15 protein-coding genes are annotated in these 19,684 nt (G+C 38.2%); 9 read left to right on the forward strand and 6 right to left on the reverse strand.

The features are described 5' to 3' along the window. Positions 1–2 precede the first annotated feature (2 nt). The 5 genes from MSC25_RS06020 to MSC25_RS06040 all read left to right on the forward strand — a co-directional run bounded on the left by MSC25_RS06020 (position 3) and on the right by MSC25_RS06040 (position 6,310). Positions 3–1,037, forward strand: coding sequence for a PDDEXK nuclease domain-containing protein (locus MSC25_RS06020; protein WP_248442883.1), 1,035 nt, complete (start codon positions 3–5; stop codon positions 1,035–1,037). Continuing rightward, the gene (locus MSC25_RS06025; protein ID WP_248442884.1) at positions 1,038–4,268 is read left to right on the forward strand and encodes a DEAD/DEAH box helicase family protein; all 3,231 of its coding nucleotides are present in this window, start codon (positions 1,038–1,040) and stop codon (positions 4,266–4,268) included. 75 nt (positions 4,269–4,343) lie between these two features. Further along, the gene (locus MSC25_RS06030; RefSeq protein WP_248442885.1) at positions 4,344–4,727 is read left to right on the forward strand and encodes a hypothetical protein; all 384 of its coding nucleotides are present in this window, start codon (positions 4,344–4,346) and stop codon (positions 4,725–4,727) included. Positions 4,728–4,755: 28 nt separating this feature from the next. Further along, positions 4,756–4,950, forward strand: coding sequence for a hypothetical protein (locus MSC25_RS06035; RefSeq protein WP_248442886.1), 195 nt, complete (start codon positions 4,756–4,758; stop codon positions 4,948–4,950). A 271-nt stretch (positions 4,951–5,221) separates the two neighbouring features. Beyond that, positions 5,222–6,310 carry a hypothetical protein gene (locus MSC25_RS06040; RefSeq protein WP_248442887.1) on the forward strand — a complete coding sequence of 363 codons (1,089 nt, stop codon included), beginning with the start codon at positions 5,222–5,224 and terminating at the stop codon, positions 6,308–6,310. Here the strand turns inward: MSC25_RS06040 and MSC25_RS06045 are convergent. Both MSC25_RS06045 and MSC25_RS06050 read right to left on the reverse strand, forming a co-directional pair. Further along, positions 6,237–8,033, reverse strand: a complete 1,797-nt coding sequence (locus tag MSC25_RS06045; protein WP_248442888.1) for a hypothetical protein — start codon at positions 8,031–8,033, stop codon at positions 6,237–6,239. The two genes, MSC25_RS06040 and MSC25_RS06045, sit on opposite strands and share 74 nt — an antisense overlap. Positions 8,034–8,119: 86 nt before the next feature. Continuing rightward, positions 8,120–8,806 carry a hypothetical protein gene (locus MSC25_RS06050; RefSeq protein WP_248442889.1) on the reverse strand — a complete coding sequence of 229 codons (687 nt, stop codon included), beginning with the start codon at positions 8,804–8,806 and terminating at the stop codon, positions 8,120–8,122. Positions 8,807–9,024: 218 nt separating this feature from the next. Between MSC25_RS06050 and MSC25_RS06055 the strand changes: the two genes are divergently transcribed. Beyond that, positions 9,025–10,476: a hypothetical protein gene (locus MSC25_RS06055; protein ID WP_248442890.1), complete on the forward strand. Its 1,452-nt coding sequence runs from the start codon at positions 9,025–9,027 to the stop codon at positions 10,474–10,476. 413 nt (positions 10,477–10,889) lie between these two features. Here MSC25_RS06055 and MSC25_RS06060 read toward each other — a convergent pair whose 3' ends face one another. From MSC25_RS06060 to mnmC, 4 genes are all read right to left on the reverse strand, one after another. Further along, positions 10,890–11,957, reverse strand: coding sequence for a hypothetical protein (locus tag MSC25_RS06060; RefSeq protein WP_248442891.1), 1,068 nt, complete (start codon positions 11,955–11,957; stop codon positions 10,890–10,892). A gap of 355 nt (positions 11,958–12,312) precedes the next feature. Then, positions 12,313–12,948, reverse strand: a complete 636-nt coding sequence (locus MSC25_RS06065) for an NAD(P)-binding oxidoreductase (protein ID WP_004588390.1) — start codon at positions 12,946–12,948, stop codon at positions 12,313–12,315. A gap of 169 nt (positions 12,949–13,117) precedes the next feature. After that, positions 13,118–13,441, reverse strand: coding sequence for a hypothetical protein (locus MSC25_RS06070; RefSeq protein ID WP_248442892.1), 324 nt, complete (start codon positions 13,439–13,441; stop codon positions 13,118–13,120). A 269-nt stretch (positions 13,442–13,710) separates the two neighbouring features. After that, entirely contained in the window at positions 13,711–15,720 is a 2,010-nt protein-coding gene (gene mnmC, locus MSC25_RS06075) for a bifunctional tRNA (5-methylaminomethyl-2-thiouridine)(34)-methyltransferase MnmD/FAD-dependent 5-carboxymethylaminomethyl-2-thiouridine(34) oxidoreductase MnmC (protein ID WP_248442893.1), read from the reverse strand. A gap of 181 nt (positions 15,721–15,901) precedes the next feature. Here mnmC and fabB point away from each other — a divergent pair, with 181 nt between their 5' ends. The 3 genes from fabB (at position 15,902) to MSC25_RS06090 (ending at position 19,412) form a co-directional block, all read left to right on the forward strand. Continuing rightward, positions 15,902–17,116 carry a beta-ketoacyl-ACP synthase I gene (fabB, locus tag MSC25_RS06080; protein WP_004588393.1) on the forward strand — a complete coding sequence of 405 codons (1,215 nt, stop codon included), beginning with the start codon at positions 15,902–15,904 and terminating at the stop codon, positions 17,114–17,116. Between the two features lie 112 nt (positions 17,117–17,228). Beyond that, positions 17,229–18,350 carry a 4-phosphoerythronate dehydrogenase gene (locus MSC25_RS06085; protein WP_096041398.1) on the forward strand — a complete coding sequence of 374 codons (1,122 nt, stop codon included), beginning with the start codon at positions 17,229–17,231 and terminating at the stop codon, positions 18,348–18,350. 45 nt (positions 18,351–18,395) lie between these two features. Next, positions 18,396–19,412 carry an aspartate-semialdehyde dehydrogenase gene (locus tag MSC25_RS06090; protein ID WP_004588395.1) on the forward strand — a complete coding sequence of 339 codons (1,017 nt, stop codon included), beginning with the start codon at positions 18,396–18,398 and terminating at the stop codon, positions 19,410–19,412. Positions 19,413–19,684 lie beyond the last annotated feature (272 nt).

Raw genomic sequence — 19,684 nt, forward strand, 5'->3', positions numbered from 1 at the left:
GGATGAGTAACCTAACAAGCCTAGCTCCCTTGAGCCAAGAGCTGAGCGCACTGATCCACAGTGCCAAGCAGCGCGCTGCGGTCGCAGTGAACAGCGAAATTACTTTGTTGTATTGGCAAGTGGGTAATCGCATTAATCAAGCAGTGCTGGGCGGTGAGCGAGCGGATTACGGCAAACGAGTGATTGCCACGCTTTCTAATGAGCTAACGGTACAATTTGGCAAAGGCTGGAGCAAACGCAACCTTGCGCAAATGGTTAAGTTTGCAGAGGTTTTTTGGGATATAGAGATTGTGCACGCACTGCGTACACAATTGAGTTGGACCCATATTCGCCAGTTAATTGCTATTGATGAACCCATAAAGCGAGACTTTTACACCACAATGGCCATTCAGGAACGCTGGTCAACCCGCACCTTGGATGAGCGCATAGGTGCCTTGTTGTTTGAGCGCACGGCTATTTCTAAAAAGCCAGACGATACCATTGTGGCTGAACTTTCTGAGCTGCGAAATTCAGGCCAATACAATCAAGAGCTGCTGCTTAAAGACCCCTACATTCTCGATTTTTTAGAGCTGAATGACCGCTACTTAGAGAAAGATTTAGAAGATGCCATTTTAAGAGACATTGAGCAGTTTTTATTAGAGCTGGGTGCCGGTTTTAGTTTTGTGGCCCGTCAAAAGCGTATCCAAATTGACAACGATGATTTTTATATCGACTTGCTATTTTACAACCGTAAGTTAAAGCGTTTGGTGGCAATTGATTTAAAGCTCGAAAAGTTTAAACACAGCCACAAAAGCCAGATGGAGCTATACCTCAACTGGCTAAAAAAATATGAAACCGAAGAGGGTGAAAACCCACCACTTGGGATCATTTTGTGCTCCAGTAAAAAACAAGAACAAATTGAGTTACTTGAAATGGAAGGCAGCGATATCCATGTTGCTGAATACCTAACGCATTTGATGGATGTTGAACTACTCGAACAAAAATTACAGCACTCTATTGCCAAGGCAAAGCAACGATTAAATCAAAAGGATGAGTAAATGAGCCAAGCAAAAACAGTAAGAGAGTTGCAATTTCAAAATGACATTATTGACCAAATGCTTGCACAGGGCTGGTTACTGGGTGAGTCGAATAAATATAATAAAGAATTAGCCCTTTACCCAGAGGATGTTATTGCTTTTGTAAAAGACTCGCAGCCTGAGCAATGGGATAAGCTAGCAAAGCATTATCCAGAGACTGACCGTAGCCCTAATGCAACCGCTGATGCTTTACTTAAAAGCCTAGAGCGTAACTTAAAAAACAAAGGCACGCTTTGGGTGTTACGTAATGTAATTAAAGACCGTGGTGCTAAATTTAGCTTATGTAGTTTTAAGCCTGATCACGATTTAAACCCTGATGCGAGTAAACGCTATAACAAAAATATTTTACGCGTGGTACCTGAGCTAAAATACTCACTGAATGGTTATGATGGCCGATTAGATTTAACTTTATTTGTAAATGGGTTACCTGTTGCAACTTGCGAGTTAAAGTCTGAATTTAAGCAGTCTCTCAATAATGCCAAAGTGCAGTATATGAAAGACCGCCAGCCAAAAGATCCAATCACTAAAAAGGCAGAGCCATTATTGACCTTTAAACGCGGTGCGTTAGTTCATTTTGCAGTAAGCCAATACAACGTGGCAATGACGACCCGTTTAGCGGGGAATAAAACCTTCTTTTTACCGTTTGACCAAGGTACAGCCGAAGGCGCTGCAGGAAATGATATTCCGGCTGATGGCAGCTATGCGACCTCGTACCTTTGGAACGAGATTTTTCAAAAAGATAACTTGTTACTTATTTTAAGCCGCTATATTCACTTAGAAGTAAAAGACGAAGAGCAACTTGATGGCTCAATAAAAGTAAAAGAAACCATGATATTCCCGCGTTATCATCAATGGGCTGTGGTTTCTAAGCTTATAAATACAGTTGATTTTGAAGGTACGGGTAAAAAGTACCTTATTCAGCATAGTGCGGGCTCGGGTAAGTCGAACTCTATTGCGTGGCTATCGCACCAGCTGGCCTCTAAACATTACTTAACTGAGCACCCAGAATTACAAAAACAAGCTGGCGACAAAGTATTCGACTCAGTAATAGTGATTACCGACAGAACCGTTTTAGACAGCCAACTACAAGATACCATTTATCAGTTTGATCATAACGAAGGGATGATAGCGCGCGTTAACCGCGAAGAGGCACAAGGCAGTAAATCGAGCCAGTTAGCCGGTGAGCTAAAAGCCAGCACCTCGATTATTATTGTAACCATACAAACCTTTCCCCATGTTTTAGAGGCAATACGAAAAGATTCTACCCTAGCTGGGCGAAGTTTTGCGGTAATAGCCGATGAAGCGCACTCTAGCCAAACGGGAACAACCGCACGTAAGTTACGTGAAGTGCTAATGGCTGAACAACTTGAAGGCGATGACGAGCTAGACAGCGAGGATATGCTGCGTTTATCGCTAGAGGCCCGTAAAGGCTCTAACAATATTAGTTATTTTGCCTTTACAGCAACACCAAAAGCGAAAACCTTAGAGCTATTTGGTCGCCCTGAAGATTTAGACGCACCGCTAAGCGATACTAATAAGCCATTACCCTTTCATGTGTATTCAATGCGCCAAGCCATTGAAGAAGGCTTTATTTTAGATGTGCTGCAAAACTACACCAGTTACCGTGTGGCGTATCAATTAGCTCACGATAACCCGCAGTCTGATCAAGAAGTAGATAGCAAAAAAGCAGCGTCTAAAATGGCTAAATGGGTAAGATTACACCCATACAATATTGCCCAAAAAGTTGAAACAATTGTTGAGCACTTTAATGCCAAAATTAAACACTTATTAGGCGGAGAAGCCAAAGCTATGGTGGTGACGAGTAGCCGTTTAGAGGCTGTACGTTACAAGCTTGCCTTTGAAAAGTATGTAATGGATAAAGGCTATGAAAACGTCAATGCGATGGTGGCGTTTTCTGGTGAAGTGAACGACCCTGATATTCCTGATCATGCGTTTACTGAAAAAGCGATGAACCCTAATTTACGTGGCCGCGATATGCGCAAAGCTTTTGACAGTAACGACTACCAAGTAATGTTAGTCGCGAATAAGTTTCAAACAGGGTTTGACCAACCTAAATTAGTGGCTATGTATGTTGATAAGCCATTAAAGGGTGTTGAATGTATTCAAACGCTCTCTAGGCTAAACCGTACTTGCAAAGGTAAAGATAAAACCTTTGTGCTGGATTTTGTAAACGACCCTGAAGAAATTTTAGAAGAATTTAAAGTTTACTTTCAAACTGCTGAGCTTTCGGGAGTATCTGATCCTAATATTGTTTACGACATAATGGAGAAGCTTGCTGAGGTGGGCATTTACCAATGGTTTGAAGTAGAAACCTTTGTAACCGCTTATAACAGTAAACATGCTAAGCAAGACAAGCTCACCAATATTATGAAAGCGCCTGTAGAGCGATTTAAGTTGCGCTACAAAGAAGCCACCACGGTACTGCAATCAGCCCAAAAAGAGCTGGCTAAAGCGAAAGATGACAACAACGATAAAGCGATTAAGTACAGTGAAAACAGTGTTAAGCACGCTAAAGAAGCCAGAGATATTTTAGATGTGTTTAGAAAAGATTTAATCTCGTTTTATCGTTACTACGAGTTTAGCTCTCAAATTGTTGACTTTAACGACACTGACTTAGAAAAGCTCAGCGTGTTTGCTAAAAACTTACACCCACTCTTACGCATGGATGTAATAGAAGACGACGTTGACCTAACTGATGTAGTAATGACACATTATCGGCTGCATGAACAACGCGAAGCTGATTTACAGCTAGGCCACAAAGTAGGCGAAGAGCCTAAAAGCTACTTACCACCAAGCAAAGAAGGCTCGGGCGCAGTACCAAAGGATCCTAAAACTGAGCTTTTAAACGAAATCATTGAGCGCATGAACGACCTGTTTGCTGAAGATGGCCTATCTGAAAACGATATGGTTAATTACGCTAATGCAATAATGGGTAAAGTAGCCGAAAACGAAACCGCAATGGACCAGGTTAAGCACAATACCAAAGAGCAAGCCATGCTTGGCCAATTCCCTGAAGCAATCCAAAACGCGATTATTGAAAGCATGGATACTCACAACGCAATGGCTATGAAAGCACTATCAAGCGATTTAGTGTCTAAAGGCATAGCGAGTTTAGTGTTCGACATGCTAATGAAAGGTGTTGCGGGTAAAGGCGATGAGCAACGCAGTTAAAGTTTATTTTTATTGGTAAGCCGTAATAGCTTACCTTTTTAATTTGATAAAAAGGCACGTTCACAGGTAAGCAATATGGAAGTTAAGTTCAACTCATTACATGATTTAGCAAAGCTAATTATTGAAGGTACAGTCACATTTAATGATGACAGTAGTGCATATAGTTTGATAGAGACTATGTGCGACACATATTTTGAAGATGAGCAGGTAGCAGATTATAGAGGGCATTGCTCTGCTGATGATGTACAGCAAGAGCTGGAATGTGATCTGGGTGATTATGAATGGGCAGAAGTAATCTTTTATAATTTTGATATGCACGAAATAAAAAATCAATTAGCGATATCAGACCGTTGCTGTAGGCTTTATACCGACGATGAACTTGAGCATTTTATAAGTGAGTATTTAAGCAGTTGGCGTAAAAATGCAATTAATGTTCTTTTAGATAAGCTCAAAAATTGATAAATATATACCCTACGATGGATAAGTAGTGTCAAAGGTAATTATGGATATCAAAATAGTAGTTAAGAAAAAATCATCTGTATATGAAGCAAGAGCTTTTGATACTGATGGTAAGTTGATTGATAGTCTTGTTGCATTGTTTGAATCTAATGCAAGGCGCTTGTTAAAAGAAAAGCTCGGCTTAGTAAAAAATCAAAAAAGTGCCATCTTCACTACTAGATAGAGCGACTAGAACATGCCAGACTGTTCATAGTTTTTTACTTTAATAAATAAAAGTATAGCGAAATGTTTGGCATCTAACATTTCGCTATTACAAAGCTAATGTTACAAGCAGCTCCGCTGCAATGTTGCGCCAGCAACACTATATACTAAAAAGATACAGGTATATTACTTGTATCTTTGATGCCGATAGTACAAAGGAATATAAGTATGGGAGTTGAAATTTGCAACTCCTATTTTTAAGTATAAGAGATAATTTATGACTAAGGGTGTATATGTCTTACGACTATTGGGGGACAGGGTTTACAGATCTAGAGATGGCAGCAGGTATTCCTGATCTTGTTTATGGACAAGATAATGAGGCAGGATATTTTTATGAAGATAAAAATACAATGCTTCCGCCACAAAGAGATCATCAGGATATACTAAAACTCTACTTAGATGAAGATAATGAAATTGTTTCAAGTTTCAGTTTATTAAAATTAAAATCCCAGTTTCTGAACAAAATTTTGAATTGCCAATCATCTAGCGCTATAGAAAGGCATCTTAAAGATGAAGTGAAAAAGCTTTATATTGATCGACTAGCTTTAGTTTATTTTAAAGAGGAAAAACTAGATTCTAGCTTAATTAAACTTGCTAAATCTGAAAACTGTCTTGAAGAAATACTCACAAATGTACTATTTAGACATTCTGAAATTCCTTTTAGAGGCGAGCTTCAAAATTCAATTAAAAAAGAAGTAGAAAAAATACAATCAAGTAAACTTTCAGCTTATTATAAAACTGGAATGATTCAAGCGTTTATCCATAATACAATAAATGATTACTACAACACGAACTCTGCTCATTTATTGCTCTCTGCTGATGTGATGCGAACAGCACTTTCCATTACAAGGTTAAATATTTTTATATATAGTATTCTTACCAAAAGTCAGTCGGATCTAGATAAAGAAATAGCCCAGGCACGTGAAGAGGCTGAGCGCGAGAAACAAGAAAATACTGACACACGTATTTCAAACAAAAAAAAATATATCTTGAATTGGAAAGTTAGGCACTTAAAGCCTCTCAATGTGATGCTGGATTATGATTATAAACCGAAGGAAATACACGAAGTTTTTTCTTGTCTATTGGAACAAATAATTGAAAAAATAGACTTATCTAAAGATGAGATTAAAACAGTTGAAAATAAAAATGATTTTGGAGTAAATATTGATATAGGAAAGTTAGCTAAAGTAAATCCTCTAGTATTAAACAAGTTGTTGAATGTGGTTGCAAACTACTACATTGATATTTTTAAGAGAATAACATCAAAAGAAGTTGAACTACAGAATAACGCTTTTTTAGTTGGTGAAAAAGATTTAATTTAATTCTTTTCGATGATAGCTTCTCTTCTTGCAAGGTAGTTCCTGTCGAAAGCATTGATTTGATTTCTTTATATTGATATCGGTCAAAAGTATTGTGTTCATAATTTAAACGCTTAGTGTAGGAAAAACTTTTACCTATAAAAAGGCTGGATACACTATAATTTGATATAAAATGTGACCGTTCCAACTTAGTTATCTTTCTTTTTTCCGAAAAAAAGTTATCGTTTTTGCCAGTGCTAAAAATGATGTTTTTATATTTTATTACTTTATTTTCATCGCATAACCAGTAACGACCAACATCGAACCAAAACCCTTTTTTAGCTATACACTCAACTTTTAACTGACCAATTCCACTTCCCATAAATGGTTTCATGTGTAATTCAAAGTCATTACTATAAGCTTCATCAATTGAGGCGTGTACGGAATCAGTATTCACATAGCATATTTCAGCCCCTTTAAACTGTGTTATATGTTCCATTACTTGCAAGAGCTTTATTCTAGCTTTAGCAACGATAAAGGCGGAGATAGATATTATTGAGGAATTACTGTTTAGGTCAGGATAATATAAAGTAATTTTTTCATTATTAGTTAAGATGGTAAATCCACTAAAGGAATCCAAGTAAATCTTTAACTCATTTATATTGAGCCCTCCTTCTATAGAAATCCTAAACTCTTGCCATAAGTATTGGGCTAAACTTGCTACTGATAGGAAGGTTTTCTTTTTAGCTTTTATGGGGTTTGTTGAACTATGTATTGTTACTAAGTTACTCTTTATAATATGTTTATCTGTGTCGGATAAATGCGAATGATATCTTTGTTCATATTTTTTTGTACCATAATGACTACGAGGATGTTCAAGAGTGTCTCTGCTAGTTATTGAGCTATAGATATAAATATCATCAAAATGGTTTCTATAAAAATTAAGTTCTTCACTAGTTAAAAAAACCTCTAATTGGTGATGATCATTCAATTGAAAACTGAGGTTTTTAGTAAACTCAAATAACTTAAAACAGTGATACTTTTTTATAAAGTTAGATTTAGGCTTGGTGAGTAGTACATGATAAAAACCAATAGGGATTGATTCTGTAAGCTTTTTTCTTTCTTGTTTAAATATTAGATTTTGTGGATTGGGAAACACTCCTTGCGTACAAGCAGGATACATCGAGTTGAAATCTAAGGCGTATATTTTTCTTGTATGTCTTTCTTCCTTTATGCGAAAGACCTCTTGATAGCTCTTAAGGTCGCAAAAATAAGCTAATGAGTCTAAGGAGCTTTTTTTAGGTATTTTTCTAATAATCGCCCTACGATGTATATCACTATAAAACTGAAATATAGGCTTAGGATACATGCCTGAATTTAAAACATACTGTATTTTGCTTTGTAAAATATAGTATGTTTTTGAAAGGTTACCAGAGTATTTAATATCATCAAAAATTGGATAATCGTTTTCAAAAACTCGAACATGGATATTTTGATAACAAATATTATCTACAAGAAAACTTCGTTCTTTATTGGTTAATACAATAACTTTGTCATGTTTATCAAAAAAAGTATTCTGCTCATGGTATTCACCAGAGCTAAATATCATTTTTCCATCAGTAGATATAGGCTTATAAACGGTAAGTTTTTTTTTGTTTTTGCTTATAAGTGGTATCAATTTATTTTTTGGTATTTTTGGAAGTATGCCCATACCAAATTTACCAAGTTTTATTTTGTTTTTACTCACGTTATCCATCCTAGGAAAAAGGGGGGGGATATAATTAACAGTAGGTTAATCGCTATTATCCATAACCAGTATTAAGGTTTACCAAATCATTTATATGGACGCCAAATAAAACTTTTACCAACAGTACTTCTGGTTACTAAGCCACTTTTTTTTCCTTTAGCATGTTCATTAGCTTTTTCAAATGAGTTAAAAAGGGATGGAGGTATAGCTGTTTCTCGAGCCGCTAATGGTCTAATAATATCTTTTTCTTTACAGATTAGTCTTAAATTTATTTTGATGCTTTTTTCTTCGTCATAATCTAACGGTTTAACATTATTGAACTTTTGTGTGCTTTTACCAGATAGCCCAGTACCACCTGCTGAAACTCTCTGTGGGGCATATCCTCCGTGTCGATTGCTCTTCTGATAACCACCTATTTGCTTGTTGCTACTTTGAAAATTATACTTAGCGCTCTTTTTTGGCATGAACTTTACAAATACTAAACCCAAATCTTGGTTTTTATCCAAATTAGCTTGAATTGCCTCATTACTATTAAACTTTAAGAAGGTAAAACAACCAGTTTCAGAAGAAGGCCTTTCAATAGTTGAGCTGCTATTGGAGGAAACTCTAAAAGTACCAACATGGACGCCATCTATATGTACTTTTGCATCGCAGTCATTAACACTATTGTTTTTAAGGGTTATAGAGTATTTTGTATTGTGTTCTAGCAGAACATATCCATGTTCCACTTCCTCTCCTTGCTTAATCTTTACTACATAATCACCTAATTGCATAATAGAATCCATTTTATAGTTGGGTGATGCTAAAACCTAACGCTTCAATTTTGGGCCACTGAAAATCTATATTGCCATTGTTGATTAATGATTTGCAACCTATGAGTAATATTAAAAGTGCAAGGGTAGGGTTATAGTGTTTATAAGAAGATTAGTTAAATAAGAAAATAGCCTTACTTTAAAATTTGAAAAATATTTAGTAAAGGGAATTAGTATAAATGAATGATAATCGTCAAATTTATTCGAAAAGTTTAAAGAAAACTTTAGTAAAAGATCATGAGGATTCGGTTCAAAGGTCACTTGATTCTAAACCTGATGCACCAGACTCTTTAAAAAAATTTTTAACAGATGGGCACGGTGAATCCCATATCGTTTTACCTTTTGAGCGACCGGTGTATTTTTCTGCAAACTTTAGAAGTGCGTTAAGTAAGGATTACTTAACTGTTGTTGATTTATTTAAAGATGGTGTGGAGCTTCACAATAAATATCTTGTTGGTTGCCGATTTCCAGATGACGCAGTTGAATGGTTCAATGAACCTGATATTTGTGAATTTCAAAGTCGCTTATACAAACATTTTTCTCGAATAGGGAAGGCGCTAGCGTATAAAAAAAGGCGTAACTCTGCTTATGAGGCTCAACTTTTTCTTTTTAAAAATGTTACATCTCCATTAGATGATTTCACGTGGAAAGCAGGTAGCCGATTGAATTTTTTAATTGAGCATAGTATTGATTTACTAGTTCAATCCTATTTAAGTTGCTTTGTTAGTAAATCCATCAATGCTTACAGCAACGCTATTTTAAGTTGCGAAACCACCATAGACTTCAATAACCTTTGTAAAACACCGATAGAAGCAAGATTTTTAGATGATCAAATTAGGTTATATAATTTACGAGATTATGTTCTTTTAGAGGAGGCTGTTAAAGAGGTTTCTCAAGGCTTAAGGCCTAATAAAACAGATCCATCAATGAGCAATGAAGACTTATTATTTGATATCTATGAATTGATTCCCTTATACATTAATAGTTGGTCGCCAGATAAAAATAAGGTGCTATTAAATAACCAATTCGCAGTATATTTAATGATGGATTATGGTTTTCCTAGTTTTGTAATTGGTTGTGATAATGACAATGCAGTAAATTTAGCAACATCCACATTTCGTTTTTCATGGACCATCACTAATGAACTGCGTTGTGCTGGAAAGTTAGATATAGATCCTAGTGCCATAAATAGCTTAGGAGATTTTATTTTAAGAGAGTTTCACGATAAGTTGGTCACCTTATTTGCTATTCGTAAAGGCAAAGCAAAGAAAGATGAACCAATAGAGTGTGTTTACGAATACATGTACGAAGTAGCTGACTTTACTACTAACTATCATCAAGTGCTCAGTAAAAATGAGGGTATTGAAGTAAGCAATGACTCTAAGGAGGGAAGCAATAATATTCCCTCTATGATGATGTCCTCATTTTTTACTTTCATGCAAAAGGAATTTAACTGTAATGTTGATAATGGTAAAGGGAGTGAGATGAAAATATGGAGGAGTGGTTCTAAAATATATACATTAGGTAGGCATAAACAAGATCAAAAAATACCGTCGGTATTGGTAAAAAAAATATTAAAACGCTTAGGTATAACAACTCAAGAATGGCTGAGTTCTCTTAAAAACAGTTGAGCTATAATGATTTTATAAACGCAATTTCTGAACAGGTAAATAGTGGGGTTAATTACTAATGCTTTGAATGATACTAAAGTGTTCTAGCTCAAATGATACCTGACGTACACAGAATAAATATTAGTTTTGCTTACCGCTGTTATAAAGTCAATTCAGTTAAAGCCGTTATGTACCATTTTAGAGCAGTCGTAACTCCTAAATCAGGTGGGCCGTATTTAGCACATGGAAGGTGCCAAACATTAAAAATACACCATCTATACACAAATGATTCTAAGTTGTTGTTTTTGAAGGGCTAGGCGGGGGTTCAAATCCCCCCAGCTCCACCAATACAGGTATTTAAGTTCGTTACTTAAAAACCATAAAAAAACCGCCAATTTGAGCAATCAAGTTGGCGGTTTTTTTATGGCTTTAATTTATTCTGTGCTTGTAGCGGCTAGCTTCATTTTTATCGACCTTACTTTCATTTTAATACTAATAATAATAAGCGTTAAAAACGACATTAAGCTAATTAGTAGAGTTAAATCTAATATCGGTGACTTGGCGAGTTGTGTGTTTGTAGGTGTGACGGGCAAAGCGTCAGGCTTATTTTGTTGTTGCCTAATGTAGCTTTGGCTTATCCAATCAACGGCGTTGATCCACTGAATTTTATCAGGGTTATCATTATCAAGCTTGCTCATTACATAGGCGTCGTTATTAAGCGATTTAGCAAGGTTAATTAACTGCTCCCAAAATACATGTTCAGTGCCTAGCGCATCTATTTCTTGTAGGTGCTGCTTTAACCTTTCTGCGCCCATGCTGTTTATATTTGGTTGCTTTAGAATCTTTGCGTAACTGTTTATGTGCGCTGAAAAGCGAGCAAAATAGCTATCAATTTTTTGCTGCGCCCCTTGGTTAAGCTCATTTGTGCTGTGGGTGTTAGGCAAGGTGACTTCTGGGTGCTTTTTTTGATTTGCTAAGTACTGCTTATAATGAACGTAATTTAATGTTGTTGAGGGCGAAGCTGATGAGCTGTCTATCATACTCATTTTAAGTGTGTTAAAGCTTATTACTGCTGAGCAGATAAGGCAGATGAATAATAGGCTATAGCAAAAAAATAACGCACTTTGCAGTGCAAGTTTGGGCAGGGTGGCAGGGCTATTTACGCCGGCCTTTTTAATGCTTGCTATTGTATTAGCTGTGTTTTTTACTGCAGGCTCATTGTGAGCAACAACCAGTTTGGTACCCGCGGCTCTTTGGGGTGCCCTTACACTTGCGTGCGGTTCTACTTTGGTGATTAAACCAAAACTTTTTAGTTTAGATTCTGTTTTAACTGCATCAATACTCGATAGGTCTTTGACGAGTGCGTAGGCTCGGCCATCAAATAATTTTACAGCGACATTATGGGGAATTTTTAAAAACTGACAGAGTTGCTCTTGTACGGTACTAATGTCAGCATTTTGGTGTAACTGACCATTAAAAATAATTTTAAATGAGGCGCTCACGCTATGTCCTTATTCGTGCAACTTCCATTGAGGAATTTTTATTATTGTTTTAACACGCTGTTAATTTACCAGATAAAATAAGGGGTTTCTAGTATTTAGCCTTATTAAACTAGTAAAAAAGCCTGAACAAAATTTGCTCTGTTGAGTTTTTAACGCATTGTTTTGCGGTGATTTTAGTGGAAGTGCTTGTTTTTCATGTTGTTTTATTAGGAACGCGGTGTGTAGGCTTTTATAAAGCGATTTAAACGTGTTGTTTACATTTAATAAATATAGTGAAGCAAGAGAGGGCGCGTGCGATTTAGCATTTAAATACGTTGCCCTTTGCAAGGGGGTTTACAAAGGGCAACCAGAGTGTTTATTTTACAGCTGCTTTAATGGGCGTTTCGCCGTCAAATAGTTCAAAAACGCGGTTACCATTAAATGCGTTAGTAGCAATATGTAATAGGGCATTGGCAACATTTTCGCGGCTAATTTTAGCTTTAGAACGATCGTTTGGACGCTCGGTGGTTACTTTCATTGAGGCGCTTTCATCGGTCAGCCCACCTGGGCGCACTATGGTGTAGTTTAAGCCACTGTTGATAAGGTGCTCATCGGCCATATGTTTAGCAACTAAGTAAGGTTTTAAGTCGCTTTCAATTGAGTCTGGATCGTCAGCGCCAATAGAGCTAATCATAATAAAATGCTTTACGCCATGCTCTTTAGCATACGTTGCTGCTTTGGTGGCTGCCCATAAATCAATTAGCACGGTTTTATCTGTGCCTGTACTTCCGCCAGAGCCAGCAGCAAAAATAACTTGATCGCAATCTTTTAACGCACCAGAAAAATCTCCTTCGAGATCTTGCTCCACAATGGTTAAAAATGGACTATCTAAATCATCTAACTTACTTTTATCACGCACTAATGCAGATACATTTTGCTCATTGTTTAAAAGCAACTTGGTTGCCATTTTACCAATTTGTCCGCTAGCGCCAATAATTAAGGTCTTACTCATAATTAATTCCTTCTCAATTTAGTGTAAAGGTATTTAGTACAAATAGACCTTGGGGTAGGCATTCGTTTTTAAAGGGTAAAACGCTGTTTTTCTCTACAAAGTGGTTATTTAAAAGTGAATAAAAATTGAGTCTGAACTGAGTATGAAAATTAGCCGCTTTTTACTGTGTTTATTCAATCATTATGCTGACTTCGGTAACATAATCATGATGGTATAAACTGATACGAACAGCATGGTTTTGGTAGTTATAGTAAAGGGTGCGGTAGTTATTATCGCCTTTGCTGTTAATGGGGTCACCAAGGGCCTGCTGATAAAACTTAGAAATAGCATCAATAGAAGCAGCTAAATACCCTGTTCTAACCAGCGGGTATTCGCCAGTTACATCCATGGTGGTTATGAATTCTTCAGGTAAGGGGATGGCGGTTACGTCTTGGCTAAATGTGTTAAACGATATAGCGGCGAGTAATGTTACAGCACAGGTTAAAGCTTTCATTGTGATCCTTTTATTGATACCCGTCCGCATTCATACATATGGTGCGCATTGGTTATATAATACCAGTGCGCAATAATACTTAATCATTTTGCGGTGCTAACCGTGTCGCTACCTGTTTTAAAAAATTCTTATTTAGAACAACTAAATAGCGAACTTTTTTCTTAGCCATCAACTGGTTTTTCCAGCCTCAAAATTGATCACTTAATTAAGCGGATTGGTATAAATTCCTTTTATGGTTATTATTTTACGCAAAAAATGAATGATGTCATTTAAATTTTATTTCGTATTAAATCACGCACTATAAAACGCGCAGGGTGAATGGCCTGGCTTACACGCTCGCTGAGTGGGCGTGGTTCATTATTTAACGTGCTAATAAAGTGCTCGCTTAATAACGGTGCGCTGCATAATGCGCGCGCTCCAAATCCGGTAAAAATATGTAAGCCTTGTTGTGGCTTGCATAGAGGTGAGTATTGATAGCGTTTACCTAGGCGTAAATTAGCAAAGGCGGTGCTGTAATCGCTTTGCTCACACCATTGTCCTGCCATTGGCAAGTGATCTATAAACGTGCAGCGCACAGCTGCTTTAGCACAGGTAATGTCACCTAATGTGGTGGCAAAGTCGCTTTGATGGTAAAAGCTAAGTAATTGCTCGTGGTTTAGCTGGTTGTCTTTTTCTGTAACGACGCGACTTTTTGTGTTTTTTTCAAATGTAGCGCCCATACAGTGTTTACCTAAATAGGTGGGGGTAAAATAACCTTTGTGGCACAACACGGTTTTAAGCTGCTTAGATTGTTCACTCGCTTGAATATGTGATACTTGACCACGTACCCCTACAATAGGTAATGCGTTTGTTTGTTCAAACGCATCGCTATGCTCACCTGCACATATTATTACATCACTAAAAGGACCATATTGGGTATGCTCGTCGGTTAAATACCAGCCTGCATCGGTTTTAGTAAGCTGTTGTATATGGCAATTAAAATAGCTATTAATAGGGTTAAGGCCATTGGCCGCTTTTAGCATTGCCTCAACTAGCTGGGGTGGGTTTACCCAACCGCCTTGCTCAAAATAAACGCCGGAGTAGCCGGTTTTTACGCCTGCCAGTTTATCTCCTTGCTCTACAGTTACATTGCGCATTAAGGCTTGAGGCCATAACTGTTTTTGTTCTAAGTTTTGATGTTTATCGGCAAGAGGCTTTTTTACCGCATGTTGCAGTACACCGCACCAGCTATAATCAAAATTAAAGCCGTTTTTTAGTAGTTGTTGGTAACTGCGTTTAGCGTATAAAAAACTGTGCGCAAATAATTCACTATGAGGTGAGTTTTTAGCTTGCAGATGGGGGTAAACCGCGCCTTGTACGTTATGTGAAGCGCCCATAGCTGGTTTTTCATCTTGGCAAAATAGGCTACTTTTAATGCCACGCTTAGCCAAACTGTGCAAAATACAGCTACTCGCAATCCCTCCGCCAATTACAGCAACATGCTCTAGCTTGGCAGGGGGGTGTTCAAAGTACGGGGGTGATGACTGTGCACTATTAGCGTGTGCTAATTGGCCTATCAGCATTTCGCGTTTACGGCCAAAACCTTTGGCTTTTTGCATGCTAAAGCCTGCAGCTATTAAGCCTCGGCGTACAAAGCCTGCAGCGGTAAATGTGGCAAGAGTTGCATGCTTGCGCGATATATCAACCATGGCATTAAACACACTTTGTTGCCACATGTCAGGGTTTTTACTCGGTGCAAAGCCATCTAAAAACCACGCATCGACCACCCCTGATTGCGGGTAGCTCATTGCATTTATTGAATCAAGCACGTCGCCAAAATACAAATCAAGAATAACTTGGCCGTTATTAAATTCTATGCGATGACAGCCGCCTAAATTTATAGGGTAGTGCGTTATTAATTCGTCACTAAGCTTGTTTAATGTTGGCCACGCTTGCAGTGCTTTTTTTAGATCATCAGCATTAAGCGGGTATTTTTCAAACGAAATAAAATGCAACCGCTTAACCCGTTTGTCTACTTGATTTTGAACTTGTTGATTGGCAAGGTGGTCATTAAAGTGTTGCCATGCATTTAAAAAGTTTAAACCAGTACCAAAACCGGTTTCGGCAATAACAAAATGCGTTTGGTCATGATTTTGTAACCGCGCCTGTATATTGTTTTGTTGATAAAACACGTAATGCGATTCAGCAAGGCCGTCGTCATTAGAAAAATAAACATCGTCAAAGTTATCGGCTACCGGTGTGCCTACTTCATTAAAGTGTATTTGGGCGTTTTTTATCATGACTTATTAAATTTTTAGACAGTATTTTTTAATTATTTTACGGGTTTTCTTTGAAATAGTCTGGCGTTATTTATAAGCTATTAAATTCAGAGTACAGGTGTACGCTAGAAAGCTGACCACTTAACACCTAAAAACAGCGTAAAATACACAGTAATTTAGTTTCAAGCTAAGGGAATTACCCATGAGAAGAGCCGTAATTACGGGTATCGGTGTTGTATCAAGCATCGGTAATAACAAACAAGAAGTATTAGAGTCACTAAAAGCGGGTAAAAGCGGTATTGCTTTTAACCAAGAATTTGCCGATTACAACTTACGCAGTAATGTGTCGGGCAAAATTGATATTGATGTTAAAGAACACGTAGACCGTAAAGCAATGCGCTTTATGGGTGATGCTGCTGCTTACTCTTATATTTCTATGAAGCAAGCAATTGAAGATGCTGGCTTATCTGATGAGCAAGTATCTAATGAGCGCACGGGTTTATTAGTAGGCTCAGGTGGTGGCTCTTCAAAGTGGCAAGTAGAAGCGGCCGATATTTTGCGCGAAAAAGGCGTAAAGCGTGTAGGTCCTTATATGGTTCCGCGTACGATGGCAAGCACGACATCGGCTTGTTTAGCCACGCCATTTAAAATTAAAGGCGTTAACTATTCTATAAGCTCTGCGTGTGCAACATCTGCACATTGTATTGGCCACGCTGTTGAGCAAATTCAATTAGGCAAGCAAGATGTTATTTTTGCCGGTGGTGGTGAAGAGCTCCACTGGACCCTTGCAATGGAATTTGACGCAATGGGCGCGTTATCTACCAAATATAACGAAACACCAGAAAAAGCATCTCGTACGTACGATGCAAACCGCGATGGTTTTGTTATTTCTGCTGGTGGCGGTATTGTTGTAGTAGAAGAGCTTGAGCATGCACTTGCTCGTGGCGCACATATTTACGCAGAAATTGTAGGCTACGGTGCTACATCTGATGGCTACGACATGGTAGCACCTTCAGGTGAAGGCGCAGTACGCTGTATGCGCCAAGCAATGCAAGGTGTTGATACACCAATTGATTACTTAAACACGCACGGTACATCTACGCCAGTAGGCGATGTTAAAGAGCTAGGCGCTATTCAAGAAGTGTTTGGTGGTAACTCGCCGCTTATTAGTGCAACTAAATCTTTAACGGGTCATGCACTGGGTGCTGCGGGTGTTCACGAAGCTATTTTCTCAATTTTAATGATGGAAAACGACTTTGTAGCGCCATCTATTAACGTAGATGAGCTAGATGAGCAAGCACAAGGCCTTAACATTGTAACTGAGCGCCGTGATGCACAGCTTAATACTGTTATGTCTAATAGCTTTGGCTTTGGTGGTACAAACGCCACATTAGTTATGAGCAAATATAAAGGTTAATTCGTTTTCTCTTTATAGTGATTAAAAGCCGAGCATTGCTCGGCTTTTTAGTTTGTGTAATGGCTCGGTTGTTCGTTACAATAGCGCCTCATTTTGCCATACGGACTCCCCAATGAAGATTCTTGCCGATCAAAACATGCCTTTAGTTGAGCAGTATTTTGCAGACTTTGGTGAGGTAACGCGCTTTGATGGACGAAACTTAACTCCCGATGCGCTAATTGATGTTGATGTACTACTTACGCGTTCGGTTACTAAAGTAAACAGTGACTTGCTTGCCCACGCTAATAAATTAAGCTTTGTAGGTACCGCCACTATTGGTGTTGATCATATAGATACTCAGTTACTAAACGATAAAGGCATTGCCTTTAGTAGTGCTCCAGGCTGCAATGCAATTGCGGTGGCTGAGTATGTAATAAGTAGCTTGTTTGCCTTAAGCCAAGAAAACGCAGCCCCTTTAAGTGGTCAAATAATAGGTATTGTTGGGGTAGGTAACATTGGCAGCTGTTTAGCACAAAAACTAAAAGCACTTAATGTTGATGTTTTATTATGTGACCCAATTAAACATGAGCAGGGCTTATTAGCCGAGCATGTTGAGCTTGACGAACTACTTGAGCGCGTAGATGCGGTTACCTTTCATGTACCGCTGATTAAAACCGGTGAGCACAAAACGTATCATTTAATTGATGAAAAACGCCTTAAAGCGTTAAAGCCTGGGTTAGCAGTTATAAATGCGAGCCGCGGAGAAGTAATTGATAATCAAGCTTTGTTATCGGTTATGGAGCAAGGGGCAGACTTAGATTTGGTTTTGGATGTTTGGGAAAACGAGCCTAACATTTTAATTCCATTGCTTGATCATGTGCGCTATGCCAGCGTGCACATTGCCGGCCATACCCTTGAAGGAAAAGCCCGCGGCACACAAATGCTGTACCAAGCATTGTGTAAATTAAAAGGCGTAACCGCAGAAAAATCTCTCGCTGATTTTTTACCACAACCTGCTGTTACAAGCCTAAGTTTACAAAGCAGCTTTACTGAGGCTGATATTGCGCGTTTAGTGCATTTAATTTACGACGTACGCCGTGATGATGGCATTTTGCTGCGCAACTTAGCAAAAGACGGGTTTGATAGTTTACGTAAAAACTACCCAGTAAGGCGTGAGTTTAGCACTTTAACGGTAAAAGGGAGTGCACAGCATACAGATGCACTCGCTCAGCTTGGCTTTAACACCGCAAACTAATTTAACTAGTAGTGTTGTTTTAACACTGCTTAAAGAGGATAAAATATGTCGCAAAAATATAACGTTGCTGTACTTGGCGCTACAGGCTTAGTAGGTCGTCAAATTATTGAAACCCTGGAAGATCGTAAATTTCCGGTAGACCAACTTTTTTTACTAGCCAGTAGCCGCAGCGCAGGTGAAGACATAAAGTTTCGTGGTGAAACCATTGAAGTGCAAGACGTAGAAGGCTTTGACTTTAGCCAAGCACACATAGGTTTGTTTTCAGCTGGTGGCAGTGTATCAGAAAAATACGCGCCAATTGCAGCCGATGCGGGCTGTGTTGTAATTGATAACACCTCACATTTTAGAAATGACTTTGAAGTACCGCTAGTGGTACCAGAAGTTAATGCAGCCAGCCTTGAAGACTTTAGAAATCGCAATATTATTGCAAACCCTAACTGCTCTACTATTCAAATGATGCTAGCGCTTAAACCAATTTACGATGCCTACGGTATTGACCGCATTAATGTATCTACCTACCAAGCCGTATCTGGTGCAGGCAAAGAAGCCGTAGATGAACTAGCAAAACAAACAGCTAATTTAATGAATGCTCGCCCAATGGAAAACGAAATTTTTCCTAAGCAAATTGCATTTAACGTTATTCCTCAAATAGATACCTTTGAAGATAACGGCTACACGCGCGAAGAAATGAAAATGGTAAACGAAACGCATAAAATTTTGGGTGATACCACTATTGCTGTTAACCCAACCTGTGTACGTGTACCTGTATTTTTTGGCCACTCTGAGTCAATCAACATTGAAACACGCATGCCGTATGACTTTGAGCACGTTAAACAGCTTTTAAATGATGCCCCAGGAGTCGAGCTTATTGAAGATGAGGGCGATTACCCAACCGCGGTTTCAGATGCCAGTGGTAATGATACAGTTTACGTAGGCCGCTTACGCGCTGATATTTCGCACCCTCATGGTTTAAATATGTGGGTTGTAAGTGATAACACCCGCAAAGGGGCTGCCACTAATAGTGTGCAAATAGCAGAAGAGTTAATCGCTAACTACTTATAAATACCCGCTAATATTGTGTGTAAATTAAGCGGCAAACTTTTATAGTTTGCCGCTTTTGTATTTAAGGGAGCCAAATTATTGCCGCTTAGCGTTGCTACTAAACTAAACGCCTTGATCTATCACGATAAAATAGTATTAAGAATAAAGTTTTAAGGTATTTATTTTCAAAGCGTTGCAATGGATATTAGGCCGCAACTGGTTTATAGTTTGTAACTGGAATAGAGCTTGCAATAAAAATAGATTGTAATAACAAATGTAGATCAGCTATTTGG

This window comes from Pseudoalteromonas sp. 1CM17D (genome assembly GCF_023161805.1).
GTDB classification, from domain to species: Bacteria; Pseudomonadota; Gammaproteobacteria; order Enterobacterales; family Alteromonadaceae; genus Pseudoalteromonas; species Pseudoalteromonas atlantica.

Excerpts from the sequence above, each read along its gene's own strand:
- MSC25_RS06020 (WP_248442883.1), top strand. The coding sequence starts at position 3 with ATGAGTAACCTAACAAGCCTAGCTCCCTTGAGCCAAGAGCTGAGCGCA.
- MSC25_RS06025 (WP_248442884.1), top strand. The coding sequence starts at position 1,038 with ATGAGCCAAGCAAAAACAGTAAGAGAGTTGCAATTTCAAAATGACATT.
- MSC25_RS06030 (WP_248442885.1), top strand. The coding sequence starts at position 4,344 with ATGGAAGTTAAGTTCAACTCATTACATGATTTAGCAAAGCTAATTATT.
- MSC25_RS06040 (WP_248442887.1), top strand. The coding sequence starts at position 5,222 with ATGTCTTACGACTATTGGGGGACAGGGTTTACAGATCTAGAGATGGCA.
- MSC25_RS06050 (WP_248442889.1), bottom strand. The coding sequence starts at position 8,806 with ATGCAATTAGGTGATTATGTAGTAAAGATTAAGCAAGGAGAGGAAGTG.
- MSC25_RS06055 (WP_248442890.1), top strand. The coding sequence starts at position 9,025 with ATGAATGATAATCGTCAAATTTATTCGAAAAGTTTAAAGAAAACTTTA.
- MSC25_RS06065 (WP_004588390.1), bottom strand. The coding sequence starts at position 12,948 with ATGAGTAAGACCTTAATTATTGGCGCTAGCGGACAAATTGGTAAAATG.
- MSC25_RS06070 (WP_248442892.1), bottom strand. The coding sequence starts at position 13,441 with ATGAAAGCTTTAACCTGTGCTGTAACATTACTCGCCGCTATATCGTTT.
- mnmC (WP_248442893.1), bottom strand. The coding sequence starts at position 15,720 with ATGATAAAAAACGCCCAAATACACTTTAATGAAGTAGGCACACCGGTA.
- fabB (WP_004588393.1), top strand. The coding sequence starts at position 15,902 with ATGAGAAGAGCCGTAATTACGGGTATCGGTGTTGTATCAAGCATCGGT.
- MSC25_RS06085 (WP_096041398.1), top strand. The coding sequence starts at position 17,229 with ATGAAGATTCTTGCCGATCAAAACATGCCTTTAGTTGAGCAGTATTTT.
- MSC25_RS06090 (WP_004588395.1), top strand. The coding sequence starts at position 18,396 with ATGTCGCAAAAATATAACGTTGCTGTACTTGGCGCTACAGGCTTAGTA.